The 13,794-nt window shown below is 41.7% G+C and carries 13 protein-coding genes and 1 riboswitch; of the genes, 3 read left to right on the top strand and 10 right to left on the bottom strand.

Annotation, left to right across the window (positions count from 1 at the left end; translation table 11 throughout):
- Positions 1 to 138: 138 nt before the first annotated feature.
- Positions 139 to 322: riboswitch (cobalamin riboswitch) on the bottom strand.
- A 147-nt stretch (positions 323 to 469) separates the two neighbouring features.
- Both ACFFGV_RS03870 and spxA read left to right on the top strand, forming a co-directional pair.
- Positions 470 to 1,912 carry a sodium/glutamate symporter gene (locus ACFFGV_RS03870; protein WP_377345257.1) on the top strand — a complete coding sequence of 481 codons (1,443 nt, stop codon included), beginning with the start codon at positions 470 to 472 and terminating at the stop codon, positions 1,910 to 1,912.
- A 155-nt stretch (positions 1,913 to 2,067) separates the two neighbouring features.
- Complete coding sequence (gene spxA, locus ACFFGV_RS03865; protein WP_377345256.1) at positions 2,068 to 2,463, top strand: transcriptional regulator SpxA; 396 nt, start codon at positions 2,068 to 2,070, stop codon at positions 2,461 to 2,463.
- A gap of 85 nt (positions 2,464 to 2,548) precedes the next feature.
- Here spxA and ACFFGV_RS03860 read toward each other — a convergent pair whose 3' ends face one another.
- From ACFFGV_RS03860 to ACFFGV_RS03815, 10 genes are all read right to left on the bottom strand, one after another.
- Positions 2,549 to 3,964 (bottom strand): dihydrolipoyl dehydrogenase family protein, encoded by a 1,416-nt coding sequence (locus ACFFGV_RS03860; RefSeq protein WP_377345255.1) that lies wholly within the window; start codon positions 3,962 to 3,964, stop codon positions 2,549 to 2,551.
- The gene (locus ACFFGV_RS03855; RefSeq protein ID WP_377345254.1) at positions 3,965 to 5,212 is read right to left on the bottom strand and encodes a dihydrolipoamide acetyltransferase family protein; all 1,248 of its coding nucleotides are present in this window, start codon (positions 5,210 to 5,212) and stop codon (positions 3,965 to 3,967) included.
- Between the two features lie 17 nt (positions 5,213 to 5,229).
- Positions 5,230 to 6,225, bottom strand: a complete 996-nt coding sequence (locus ACFFGV_RS03850; RefSeq protein ID WP_377345253.1) for an alpha-ketoacid dehydrogenase subunit beta — start codon at positions 6,223 to 6,225, stop codon at positions 5,230 to 5,232.
- 1 nt (position 6,226) lies between these two features.
- Entirely contained in the window at positions 6,227 to 7,294 is a 1,068-nt protein-coding gene (gene pdhA, locus ACFFGV_RS03845; protein WP_377345252.1) for a pyruvate dehydrogenase (acetyl-transferring) E1 component subunit alpha, read from the bottom strand.
- Between the two features lie 13 nt (positions 7,295 to 7,307).
- A complete protein-coding gene (locus tag ACFFGV_RS03840; RefSeq protein WP_377345251.1) occupies positions 7,308 to 8,414 on the bottom strand; it encodes a Leu/Phe/Val dehydrogenase in 1,107 nt (368 codons plus the stop codon).
- A 51-nt stretch (positions 8,415 to 8,465) separates the two neighbouring features.
- Entirely contained in the window at positions 8,466 to 8,864 is a 399-nt protein-coding gene (locus tag ACFFGV_RS03835; RefSeq protein ID WP_377345250.1) for a thioesterase family protein, read from the bottom strand.
- A 19-nt stretch (positions 8,865 to 8,883) separates the two neighbouring features.
- Positions 8,884 to 9,678: an ABC transporter ATP-binding protein gene (locus tag ACFFGV_RS03830; RefSeq protein ID WP_377345249.1), complete on the bottom strand. Its 795-nt coding sequence runs from the start codon at positions 9,676 to 9,678 to the stop codon at positions 8,884 to 8,886.
- Positions 9,653 to 10,684: an ABC transporter permease gene (locus ACFFGV_RS03825; RefSeq protein WP_377345248.1), complete on the bottom strand. Its 1,032-nt coding sequence runs from the start codon at positions 10,682 to 10,684 to the stop codon at positions 9,653 to 9,655. Before ACFFGV_RS03825 ends, ACFFGV_RS03830 begins: the two co-directional genes overlap by 26 nt.
- A gap of 108 nt (positions 10,685 to 10,792) precedes the next feature.
- Positions 10,793 to 11,818 carry an ABC transporter substrate-binding protein gene (locus ACFFGV_RS03820; RefSeq protein ID WP_377345247.1) on the bottom strand — a complete coding sequence of 342 codons (1,026 nt, stop codon included), beginning with the start codon at positions 11,816 to 11,818 and terminating at the stop codon, positions 10,793 to 10,795.
- Positions 11,819 to 12,217: 399 nt separating this feature from the next.
- Positions 12,218 to 13,177 carry an NAD(P)H-dependent flavin oxidoreductase gene (locus tag ACFFGV_RS03815; protein ID WP_377345245.1) on the bottom strand — a complete coding sequence of 320 codons (960 nt, stop codon included), beginning with the start codon at positions 13,175 to 13,177 and terminating at the stop codon, positions 12,218 to 12,220.
- Positions 13,178 to 13,245: 68 nt separating this feature from the next.
- Between ACFFGV_RS03815 and ACFFGV_RS03810 the strand changes: the two genes are divergently transcribed.
- Positions 13,246 to 13,758, top strand: coding sequence for a gamma carbonic anhydrase family protein (locus tag ACFFGV_RS03810; RefSeq protein WP_377345244.1), 513 nt, complete (start codon positions 13,246 to 13,248; stop codon positions 13,756 to 13,758).
- The last annotated feature ends 36 nt before the right edge of the window (positions 13,759 to 13,794 follow it).

The following is a 13,794-nucleotide window of genomic DNA, read 5'->3' as shown; positions in this document are numbered from 1 at the left end:
GTTGAATAATCAGAGTCCTACTATTATTCCACACTAAAAAACACATCTTCCTAGCATGAAGATGTGCGAGTCCATGAAAACGCCACCATGAAGCAGCGTACCGTTATTGACTACACACCTCCCTATCCTCGTAGGTAATATTGGTGTTAAAAGCAGGTAGGTCTCCTGACTCCAGATCTTAGCCAGCTTCTCCCCTTCCCATGCATTCGCACAGTGGTATGACAAGACAGCTCCCTGTTACAGTGGCGGGACCGTGTTGGATTTTCACCAACTTCCCTATTAAGCAATAGAACCCTATTGCGCCTGCTTTTCCAATATGTAATTCTTTCTTCTATTGTAAAGGAATTAATGAAAAAATGCTCGGGTTTTTTCCTATTTTGTAAAAATATCAAAGCACTCGTTTAGTATATTTTACCATGGGGAACTATCCTTCTATAACAATGTTCAATTAGGAAAGAAGGTTATCTCTATGTCAGCACAAGTAATTGGGTTTAGTTTATTAGTTTTAGGAGCATTTCTCATCATAGGGAATTTAATCCGTATGAAAGTGACGATATTGCAATCATTATTTTTACCTAGCTCTATCATAGGTGGTTTTACAGCCCTGCTGCTTGGACCGCAAGTACTAGGTGCTGGACTGACACCCTTGGTAGGAGAAAATTCGTTTTGGTCAACGGGAATACTAACGAAGGAAATTGTAACAGTGTGGAGCTCCCTTCCTGGTTTAATGATTAATGTTATCTTCGCATCGCTATTTTTAGGGAAAACGACACCAACCCTAAAGAAAATATGGAACAATGGTGGCCCACAGCTTGCTTTTGGCTGGACGATTGGATGGGGTCAATATGTAGTGGGCCTATTGATTGCATTACTAATCCTCGTTCCCGTTTTTGATTTACCTGCTATGACAGGAGCGTTAATTGAAATTGCATTTGAAGGCGGGCACGGTACTTCAGCCGGTATGAAAAGTACGTTTGAAGAATTAGGCTTCCCAGAAGCGTATGATTTAGCAATTGGTCTCGCTACAGTTGGCGTATTATCAGGTGTTATTTTTGGTATTATCTTAATCAACTGGGCAGTGCGAACGAATAAAACGAATACGAGCCAAGGAAAAGTCGGCTACAGTAGGCTACAGAAGCTTGGCATTAAGGAATTTGAAAACCGAGAACCAGCTGGTAACATCACACTTCGCCAGGAAGCTATCGAAACCTTCTCCTTCCACTTTGCCATGGTCGGAATAGCAATCTTAATCGGTTACGGCATTCAGCAAGGATTAATCGGGATTGAAAATATCACATGGGGAGCTTGGAGCGGTACGTATATTATGAAGTATATCCCACTATTCCCACTGGCAATGGTAGGTGGAATTCTGCTTCAAATGGTTGTGGATAAAGTGGATCGTTTTCAAGTAATTGACAGAAGCTTAATCAATAGAATTCAAGGATTTTCCCTTGACATACTAATCGTTAGCGCTCTTGCTACGATATCCTTAGCTGTAATTGGAGAATATTTTGTACCATTCCTCTTACTTGCTGCAGGAGGTATCCTTTGGAACATATTCTGTTTTATGATTTTTGCGAAACGCATGATTCCTACGTATTGGTTTGAAAGAGGAATTGGAGACTTCGGCCAGTCTATGGGTATTACAGCTACAGGGCTATTATTAATGAGAATTATCGACCCTGAGAATGAGACGCCTGCTTTCGAAACATTTGGTTATAAGCAGTTAGTGTATGAGCCGTTTCTAGGAGGAGGCTTAGTTACAGCTCTTTCTGTTCCACTCATACATTCTCTTGGAGCAATTCCTTTCTTATTATTTTCCGTAGCTATGGTCATCTTGGGAATGGTAACTGGATTGTTTTATTTTGGAAAAAGCTCCAAAACTCAGTCCAGCCAAGGAAGTTATTTCTAAAGCATATATCTTGAAAAAAAGATGTTTTTTTAATATGCTACAAAGGGAAGATAAGAAGTAGGATGTAAGATAGCTTACATCCTTACCTATCAATAATAAGTAAAATAAGACATGAGACTGGATAACCTTTCACATGATAAATGAGGAGGTATTTGATGATTACCGTATATCTTTCTCCAAGCTGTACCTCTTGCCGTAAAGCAAAAGCATGGTTAGAAGAACATAATCTAGAATACGAAGAACGCAATATATTCTCTCAGCCGCTATCTGTTGAAGAAGTAAAAGGCATCATTCGTATGACAGAGGATGGTACAAAAGAAATCATATCTGAACGTTCTAAAGTCTTCCAAAGCTTAGACGTCGAGCTTGATGATCTATCCATGCGAGATCTTTACACATTAATTGCTGATAACCCAAGCATTTTAAAGCGTCCTATTATTATGGATGAAAAAAGAATGCAAGTCGGCTTTAATGAAGATGAAATTCGCAGCTTCCTACCTCGGAAAGTACGTACGTTTGAGCTTCAGGAAGCTTTATCTGAAGCAAACTAATCCTACTCTTGTAACGATAATAAAACATCTCCCGAACACGGTTCGGGAGATGTTTTTCTTTCGTAAAAGCTATCGGAGCTTTATATTAGGAACTATATTCGGTTTGCTTTGGCGTCACAACATGATAATCAAGAGATGTTAAGGATTCACCGAACCCTGGATGTGGGTAATGAGGGAAGGTTAGATCCTCTTCTCGAGCTACCATTTCTAAGGCTACGGTACCTGTAGAGATTAACTCAACTGCCCCAGCTCCAATGGCGTGAAAGCCGAGGACGACTTCGTTTTCTTCATTTATTACTACCTTTAATAGTCCTTCCCGTTTCCCATGAATGGTAGCATAGCCATTAGCACCATAAGAGAATTGTCCAATCCTTACTTGGAATCCATTTTTTATTGCCTGCTCCTCTGTCATGCCCACTGAAGCTACTGGAGGCAAACTATGCACTACAGTAGGAATAAAAGTTGGGTCGAATTCTGCCGCTTCTCCAGCAATCGTATTAGCAACGACTTCTGCCTGCTTAATAGCCTTTACGGCAAGCATTGGACCATCTGTTACGTCTCCAATCGCATACACATGAGGGAGACTAGTTCTCATCATCTGATCGACCGCAATCCTGCCATTATCAAGCAGTTCTAATGAAAGCCGATCTGCTCCAATACCCTCCAGGTTTGGACGATAGTCAGAGGATATATAAAGATGAGATCCTTCTATTGATTGCTGTTCACCATTTCTGACGAAGGTGCATGAAATTCCGTCTTCCATTCTCTCGAGCTTTACATCCGTCACATGCTGATAACATTTAATTTTTTGTTTCTTTAATACTCTGATTAGCTCTTTTTGGATAGATGTATCGAAAGGGAATTCCTCATTCTCTTCCGAGAGCACAATGGATACATGACATCCAAACGTTCGGTAGGTCATTGCTACTTCCATTGCGTATGGAGTATTTCCATGGACAATCAAATGTTTCGGTAAGGAGGTTACCTTATAGATAGATATATCATTGAATACCACATCATGATCTACGTTAATGATAGAGTTTTCTTTTAGGGAACTGCCGGTTGCAATGATAGCGTGGTTAAAGTGATACACATCAAATTGATGGCCGTGATCCACACCAATTCTATCCTCTGAAAGAAAGGAGGCGTGACCTTCAATAATTTCAATTTTATTCGCTTTACAAAGCGACTCTACCCCTTTCCGAAGCTGCTCTACTACTTTCCCTTTATAGGCTTGCAGCTGTTCAATATGGAAAGTGGTCTCTTTCGTTTCAATGCCAAAATTGGAGAGAGTCTCCGTATCCTGCAGCTTACTGGCAGCAGTAGTAAATACTTTGGATGGAATACACCCTTCATGAAGACATACACCACCAATCTTACCTTTTTCTATTAATGTAACATCATATCCTTTAACGGCAAGGTGGATGGCTGCATTATAACCACCAGGCCCGCCACCAATAATGACTACGTCTTTTTGCTCTGCAATTTCGCCTACAACCATTTATATCATCTCCAATGCGAGCAGTTGTGGAGATTCGATAATGTCCACTAATCGGTTTGTAAATTGAACTGCTGTACCACCATCAGCAACACGATGATCGAACGTCATTGATACATTCATCATAGAACGAATGACTATTTCATTATTCACAACTGCAGGACGCTGCTTCGTTTTATGAAACGCCATCAGCCCTGTTTCAGGATAGTTGATAATCGGGGTTGCACCAGTACTACCTTTTAATGGTCCTACATTACTAATGGTAAATGTTCCCCCACTGATATCCTGTCGGCTCAATTGGTTATTCAGTGCCTTTGCGGTTAGTTCCTTCATTTCGGTTTGTATCTTATAGATTGATTTTTGTTCTACATGAGGAATAACTGGGACGATTAAGCCGTCCTCTGTATCTGTCGCCAAACCAATATGATGGTCCCTGTTAAGATGGATTAGCTCCTCTTCTTCGTCTAATCTGGCGTTAAAGATAGGGTAATCCTTTAATGCTATCGATACAGCCTTAACAAAAAATGCAGATAACGAAAAATTCTTTCCTGCTGCTTTACTTTGCTCTTTCCATTCTAATAAAGTCGTTACATCAACTTCTTCAAAATGAGTACAGTGGGCTATCGTATGTAGCGATTGTGTCATCTTCTTTGCTATTTGTTTTCTTCTGCCCTTAAAAGGTATCGTTTCAGGCTCCGATGTTCGTGTAGATGGAATAGCTTGGACCGCTTCTCCGTCCATTTCTTCTGAAGTAACCGAAGCTTCTTTCTGCTCGCTTTCCTGACTTTCGAGATACCTGTATATATCCTCATCGAGTATTCTTCCTGAAGGTCCGCTACCTTTCACTTCCTCAATATTCACGCCTTGATCCCGGGCTATCTTTCTCGTAAACGGTGATGCCATAATAGGCTTATTACGCTTTGGCAAAGTTACTGTTGTAGAGGATGGCTGGCGCTTAGACCCTCCACTCTGTTCGACAGGGGATGGTCCTTCCGTACTAGAAGCAGTTCGAGGGGATACAGCACTAGTCATCGTCAAAACCGTCGTTCCTACTTCTATCGTCTGTCCTACTTCTACAAGCAGCTCTTCAATACGACCGTTTGCCGGCGCTGGTATTTCAGCAGTCATTTTATCCGTTTGCACTTCTAATAATGGATCGTCCGCTTTAACCGCGTCACCAGACTTCACAAAAAAATGAAGAACCTCTGCTTCTGTCATTCCTTCACCAATATCATGTAATTTTACTTCCATACATTTATCCTCCTTTCTTAAAATGACATTACTTTTTGGACAGCCTTCACTACACGCTCAGAAGTCGGTAAGTAATGATCCTCGTAGGCAAAGAATGGAACCGGGGTATCAAATCCTGTTACACGTTCCACCGGTGCCTTTTGATACAAAAAGGCGTAATCATTAATTAGGGATAGGACATCGTTACCCACTCCACTCGTTTCATGTGCTTCATGTACAATAACGGTTCTTCCCGTTTTTTGGACAGTATCTTGCACAATCTCTCTATCCAATGGATAGAGCGTTCTCATATCAATAACATCGCAATGTACCCCTTGTTCTTTCATGTGCTCTGCTGCTTTTTTTGCTACTGGAACCATGGCTCCCCAAGCGATTATAGACACGTCTTTCCCTTCCATCACTCGTTTGCCTTTGCCAATTTCAATCGTGTACGATTCTTCTGGGACTTCTTCTTTACCAGCGCGATAATTACGCATTGGTTCGAGAAATAATACAGGATCTGGATCTAACACACTTGCAATTAACAACCCCTTTGCGTCATAAGGGGTAGATGGACAAACGACCTTAATACCCGGCATATGAGTGAAGAGAGCTTCCACTGAGTCTGAGTGTATTTCCGGAGCTCTTACACCAGCACCATATGGAGCTCGAATAACCATAGGTACCGAATAGTGTCCCATTGTTCTAGCTCTAATTCTAGAAGCATGTGTCATAATTTGTTCATAGGCTGGGTAAACAAAACCAAGAAACTGAATTTCCACAATTGGCCTGAATCCATTGACAGCCATCCCAATGGCAGCTCCTGTAAACCCTGCTTCACTCAAGGGAGTATCGACTACACGGTCTTCTCCGAACTCTGCCTGTAAACCGTCCGTAGCACGGAAAACTCCACCGTTCACACCAACGTCTTCCCCTAATACAAGAACATCCTCATGGTCTTGAAGCAATGTTCTCATTCCATCTGTAACAGCTTGCACTAACGTTAACGATTTCGTTCCAACTGTTGTTTGCATATTATTGGTCCTCCCCCATCGCAGCAAAGTAAGCCTCTTTCTGCTTTTCGATTGGCCATACTGGTTCAGCAAATACATAATCAAACAAATCAGCTGCATTTGCTTTTGGTGCGCTCTCCATTTCCTCTATCGCCTCATCTACTTCGCTGGATGCCTCCTTCTTCACCTGCTCCAGCCAGCCTTCTTCACACACTCCACTGTTTAATAAGTAAGCCTCTAAGCGAGAGATAGGATCCTTCTCTTTACGTCTGTCATCACTTTCCTCTTGGTTACGGTATTTCGTAGGATCATCAGCAGTGGTATGAGCGCCATATCTCCACGTAACAGCTTCAATTAACGTCGGACCTTCCCCTGCTCTTGCTCTGTCCAGTGCCTTTTTCGTTTCTTGGTAAACAGCAAAGACATCATTCCCATCCACTCTCACGGAAGGTATGTCATAGGCTAACGCTTTTTGCGCAATAGTGGATGTCCTCATTTGTTTCGACATCGGGACAGAAATGGCATACTGATTATTCTGGTTGAAGAAGATAACGGGTGCTTGAAAGACACTTGCAATATTTAACCCTTCATGGAAATCTCCTTCTGACGTTGCTCCATCTCCAAAATAAGCAATCGCTGCATTAGACGTACCCTTCTTTTTTTCCGCTATCGCAACGCCTGTGGCATGAGGAATCTGGGTTGCAATGGGTACCGCAGGTGGAAAAATATTTCTGCCTGCTGGTGGAACACAGCTTTCATTCCTGCCGTTCCAATAAAGCAAAATCGTTGTCAGCGTGTGACCAAAAGTCATCGTCGCTGCATGATCCCGGTAGGTAGGAAACATCCAGTCCTGTTCACCAAGAGCTAAAGCACTCCCAACCTGCGCCGCTTCCTGTCCTTCGAAAGGAGCATATGTGCCGATTCTACCTTGCCGCTGCAAGCTTATACACTTTCTATCGAACGTTCTGGTACGCATGAGATGCTTGTAGACGGTTTTAACGAAATCATGATTTTGCAGCTCTTCCGGTAAAGACTCTTTCAGTGTACCGTCTTCTTTCAACAATTGAATAATCGGAAATTGATTTTCCATTTCCTCTTCCTCCTTATGTTCGAACCGCCCATTTAGGACGCTTCATATGTGAAAAGAAACTATTGCGCTTCTTACGGAATTCAATACGGTCTTCACAAAATTCATTCGCTGCTTCTGCAGTTGACATATGGTTTAATTCCGCCTGCTGATAAATGGTCAGCAGGGATGTATAAATGGCTTTGGTTTTGCGGAGCACTCGATCCTTATTTGGCTCATACAGCTCATCGGCCACTTGAATCAAGCCTCCGCTGTTAACTATGTAATCTGGAGCATACAAAATTTGTTTATCCGCAAGCATTGTTCCATGATGCTCCTCTTCTAATTGGTTATTGGCAGAACCTACTACAGCTCTTGTTTTGAGCCGAGAGATTGTGTTATCGTTCAACACTCCACCAAATGCACAAGGAACAAAAACATCTGCCTCGACGTCATAAATCTCATCACCACGAACTACCTGAACAGTTACACCGTGGAGATTTGCCTTCGTTTCTATTTCATCTAGTGCCTGTTTATTAATATCGGTAACATACAAGGAAGCACCCTCTTCGATGAGGTGAGCCGCTACTTTACTGCCTACCTTGCCTAACCCCTGAATTGCATAGGTTCTTCCCCGAAGCTCATCTGTCCCCCATAGAGCTTGATTGGTAGCCTGCAAGCCATATATGACTCCCGAAGCAGTGGGAACAGAACTATCACCACTTCCACCATAAGCTTCAGGAACACCAACAATACAATTGGTTTCCCTTAAAGAATGAATGAAATCCTCTGGTAGAGTCCCCATGTCCGTCCCCGTATAAAAACGACCGTTCAAAGACTCTACAAATTGGCCAAAAGCTCTGAATAATTCTGGCGATCTATCCTTTTCAGGATCACCTAAAATAACGGCTTTCCCGCCGCCAAAATCCACATCAGCAGCTGCGCATTTATAGGTCATTCCCTTGGAAAGTCTTAAAACATCCTGTAACGCCTCGTCAAAACTAGCATAGGGCCTCATTCGGCAGCCGCCAAGCGCTGGTCCAAGCGTTGTATTATGAATAGCTATAATAGCCTTTAAACCTGTTTGTGGATCGTTACAAAACACTACTTGTTCATGCTCATAAATATCTTCAAATAAATCCATATCTCTATACCCCTCTTTCTACACGTTAAGGAAACGCTTTCAAAAAACGCGTTATGCTTTCATACTGGCCTCTATTTTTTCTGTAATACTCTCTTTTGGTAAAATGGCCTGCGTTACTTCTCCCTTACCAATAATGCCTATTTCATTTCTTGCTTCCACAGACGTGATAACTAAATGCTTTTTCAGTTCTGTAACGGTAGCAGTGACCTCAATATTGGTCCCAACCCCTGTAGGAGCCATATGCTTTACTGTAACGGAGGCACCTATCCCCTCTTCCCCTTCTTCTAAATACGGAAGAATGATGTTCCTAGCTGCCCATTCCATATGATAGACCATAGAGACCGTAGAATAAGCTTCATGGACGATTTGCCCTTCAAATTGAGCAACCATTTCCTCCGTCACAATTGAAGTAATCGTAGCTGTTTGACCTACGTAAACGCCTTCCTTCATACTTGCCCCCCTTTTCCCGCTAAGACAAAAGAGCTCTATCACTAACCATCTGCTCTCCCTTAATCTTTTGAAATTCTTCCAGCAGTTTCTCCACTGTAAGCCCTTGCTTTTCCTCTTCGTCAAAGCCTAAAATAATCTTCCCTTTATCCATCATGATTAATTTATTGCCAAGATCTAATGCTTGCTGCATGTTATGGGTGACCATTAATGTTGTCAGATGATGCTCCTCGACGATTTCCTTTGTCAGGTTAGTGATTAACTCCGCTCGAGAAGGGTCAAGCGCTGCTGTGTGCTCATCTAACAATAAAATTGCCGGTTCGGTAAAAGTAGCCATCAACAGCGATAACGCCTGCCGCTCCCCACCTGATAGAAGACCCACCTTAGCATTTAATCGGCCTTCCAATCCTAAATGCAGACTTTCTAATGCTTCCTTAAATAACTGTTTTCGTTTACGATTAACGCCAAGCTTTAAGGTTCTCCGTTTGTTCCGGTTATAAGCAATTGCAAGATTCTCCTCAATCGTCATAGAAGGGGCTGTTCCAGCCATTGGATCCTGGAACACCCGACCAATCAGTCGGGAGCGCTTATACTCAGGCATTACTGTAACATCGGTCCCATCAATTTGAATGGTACCGATATCCGGCTGAAAGACGCCTGATATTACATTCATGAGCGTTGATTTCCCTGCTCCATTACTGCCAATAACCGTGACAAAATCCCCCTTTTTTAAAGAGAGATCTACTTCGTCTAGTGCAATTTTTTCATCGGGAGTACCTTCATTAAAGACTTTATGAATGTGTTCGAGATGAAGCATGTTGGTCATCCTTTCCGGTCGAGGCCATTTGTAAAGAAGCTAAACGTTCTTCATTTCGTCGCTTTTTCATTTTCCGAGACTTATAATCATCCATTAGCTTTGGAAGGACTAGTGCTAAAATAACAATAGCCGCGGTTATTAATTTCATATCACCAGCTTCTAAAAATTCAACGCGGAGGGCGATACTAACGACGATACGATAAACAATGGCACCGCCTATTACAGCAAGTGTCGTCCGTGCAATAGATTTAGTACCAAACAATGCCTCACCAATAATAACGGAAGCAAGCCCAATGATAATCATTCCGATTCCCATTCCAACGTCGGCAAATGAAGTAAGCTGGGCGATAAGCGCACCAGAAAACGCTACAAATGCATTAGAAATGCCGAGTCCTAAAATGATGAGACCATCTGTATTAGCAGAAAAGCTTCGTATCATTTTTTTGTTATTACCAGTAGCTCGAACAGCTAGACCCACTTCTGTTTTCAAGAAACGATCTGTTACAAATTTAAACAAAAGGGTCACCACAATCATAAATACGAGAATTCCCCATGTTCGTGGCAAGCTATCTCCTAACCCAACTGCACTCATCATGCTATTCAACACAGTATTAAACCCCATATTGTCCCAAATAGATGATACAGTGTCTAAAGATGTATCATAGTTTAGTAGAGGGATGTTCGATTTGCCCATAATCCTAAGATTAATAGAGTAAAGAGCAATCATCATGAGAATCCCTGATAACAAAGGGTTGATGCCCCCTTTTGTATGCAGCAGTCCAGTGATACACCCAGCAATAAAACCGGCAAGTAAAGCAATGCCTGTCGCAACAAATGGGTTATACCCTTGCACAATAAGCATCGCTGCCACAGCAGCTCCCGTCACAAAACTTCCATCAACTGTTAAATCCGGAAAATCCAAAATTCGAAAGGATATATACACACCCAACGCCATAATGGCGTATATAATGCCAGACTCAAATGCTCCGAAAATTGCTAGAGACATTAACTGCTCCCCCTTCAGATACAGCTCCTGCTGTCTTTTTATACGAATAAAAAGCCCAGTGATAGGTTTTACTAATTGATATTCACTGGACCTCTATCGTTCCATTAGTTACTCGATAAACTCAGCCTTATCGTTCCATTCTTCTTTTAGTTCCACACCCATTTCTTCTGCCGCTTGTTTATTAATAACAAGCTTCAGCTTACTTGGCACCTCGGGGGAAATTTCCGATGCGTCCTTTTCTCCTTTTAAAATACTAACTGCCATTTCACCAGTTTGATAGCCAATGTCATAGTAATCAAAGCCATACCCTGCAAATCCGCCTCGTTCCACAGAATCTAATTCCCCAACGAATAATGGAATATCCTGGTCCTTGGAAACGCCAATGACAGATTCTAAGGCGGAAACTACCGTGTTATCTGTGATAATATAAAAAGCATCCACTCGGCCTACTAGTGATTCAGCAGCCTGCTGTACTTCTGCAGAGTTAGAAACAGAAGCCTCTACTACTTCTAAGCTAGTACCGTCCATCGCTTCCTTCACAATATTTACTTGTGAAACAGAGTTTTGCTCTCCAGAATTGTAAATCATCCCTACCTTATTAATACCGTCCATTTCTTCTTCCATGAATTGCACCGTATTCGGCACTGCCTCTGGATGTGTATCGGTTGTCCCTGTAATGTTAGAACCGGCTTCCTCTAAAGAAGGTACTAAATCTGCTCCAACTGGATCTGTTACAGACGTAAACAGAATAGGTATTTCACTCGTAGCATTTAATGAAGATTGAGCACTTTGCGTTGAATTCGCAAAAATTAGATCCACATTATCTCCGGCAAAGTTGGTAGCAATCGTCTGGCTGTTAGACATATCACCTTGTGCGATCTGGACGTCATACTCCACATCATCCAGTCCACCATCTTCAATTGCCTTTTGAAATCCTTCAAACGCTGCGTCTAATGACGGGTGTTCAACAATTTGTGTAACCCCAATTTCAAAAGGACCTTCCGTAGCAGCTTCCTCAGATCCACTTTCTGCTTCCTCATTTGCTTCTCCTTGAGTATCTTCTGTAGACCCACAAGCAGTAAGGATACATAAACCAACCATTACTAAAAAGATTAGCCACCCATTTTTTTTCATGACGCTCCCCCTTATTAGTTTGAATCTTTATGTAATTCATGGATGCGTAATGTAAACGGTTTCAAAGGATTGCAAAAATTTTTACTGGCAATAAGCAAAGTCATTTGTATGATATTATTTTTCTTGTACGTATTTATATCGTAATAGTAAAGGAGGGCGAGTAAAATGTCAATAAATTTTCAAAAAATTAAAAAATATTAAAACAATTGCTCGAATCAAACTTTACCACGTCGAAGGAGTAGAGCACCTTCACTCCATAATGTACTTTGAAGGCATTGTATATTACATAATTAATTTTATACGCTTGAATTATTTTTGTCATATAAAATAATGGAATACAGTACCCTTTTAATATAAAAATCCAACCTGCAAAGCAAGCTGGATTTTTATCATAAATTTTTATTTTATTGGCAGCTGATATTGCTCTAAGGTAATGATGCTTCCCCTTAGCTCCTCCAGCATACTGTTTAACAGTTGTTGTACTGTTGGGATATCCTTCACGATTCCAGAAATTTGTCCAGCATTGATAAACCCTTCTTCCAACTTCCCCTCCAGCGCACCAATTTTATGATAGTGTTCTGATGTAAGCTCTGAGAAGTTATCGACATCTGCTCCAGATTGCTCAAGCTGCTTTAGCTTTTCTGCATAGGGAGTATTCATAATTCTCCTCACCCTACCTACTTCGCGTCCGACAATCGTCGTTTGATGATCATTAGCTTCCAGTAAAGCCTGCTTATAATGATTGTGAAAAGGTGCTTCCTTGGTAGCAATAAATCTTGTTCCCATTTGTACACCACTCGCTCCTAACGCAAGTACAGCAGCTAGCCCTCTCCCATCACCAATTCCACCAGCCGCAACTACTGGCACATCAACCTGATCTACTATTTGTGGTAGGAGAGTCATCGTGGTCGATTCCTGTGTCGCATTGATTCCTGCTGCTTCGTACCCTTCTGCTACGATAATATCTACACCTGATTTATAAGCTTTCACAGCTTGCCTTACTGTCCCTACAACCGTCATCACTTTTATATGGTGATCATGTAAAAATTCTATGTAAGGTGCAGGGTTGCCAGCAGATAGCGAAACAACTTCTACTTCATATTTTACTAATAGATGAATGATGTCTTTAGTGTAAGGGCTTACATTTATCGGTATATTAACTGCAAAGGGTTTCCCTGTCTTGTTCTGAGTAGCCTTAATAAGTGCTTCTACTTCTTCAAGCTCCATCGTTCCTACACCGATTGTCCCTAGACCTCCAGCGTTGGAGATAGCTGCAGTTAATGGTGCATTACTTATATTCCCCATCCCCCCTTGAATGATAGGGTAATCTATACCTAAATAACGACAAAGATCATTCATTACATTCCCTCCTCGTCTTAAAAGTGTTATACTTTTCTTAAGATTATCACAATTAGAGGAGGAATGAAATGATTTATCCGTATAACCAGGTGCTTCCTAAGGTCGATTCCACGGTGTTCGTAGCTCCTGGGGCTCATATCATTGGGGATGTAACGATTGGTAAAGAATCTAGTGTGTGGTTTAATGCTGTAATTCGAGGAGATGAAGCTCCTATTACAATAGGAAAGCGCTGCAGCATCCAAGACAATGTGACATGTCATTTATATGAGGAAGCCCCCCTTCACGTTGGTGATGAAGTAACAGTAGGTCACAATGTTATCCTCCATGGGTGTACTATAGGCAATAGATCTATTATCGGTATGGGATCTACCATTTTAGATGGAGCACACATCGGAGAAGAGTGCATTGTAGGAGCTAATACTCTAATATCACCAGGTAAATCTTACCCACCTAGAACATTAATTCTAGGCTCACCAGGAAAAGTGGTCCGAGAACTTACAGAGGAAGATTTATCCTTAATACAAATGTCCATCGACTCCTACGTCCAAAAAGGAAGAGAATTCAAAGAGCAATTAAAGTAACTACGTGATAAACAGAACCTACCATTGGTTCTGTTT

The sequence above is a fragment of the Pontibacillus salicampi genome (genome assembly GCF_042434395.1).
GTDB classification, from domain to species: domain Bacteria; phylum Bacillota; class Bacilli; order Bacillales; family BH030062; genus Pontibacillus; species Pontibacillus salicampi.
The sequence above is the reverse complement of the archived record's forward strand: the minus strand, read 5'-3'. Positions and strand labels throughout refer to the sequence as shown.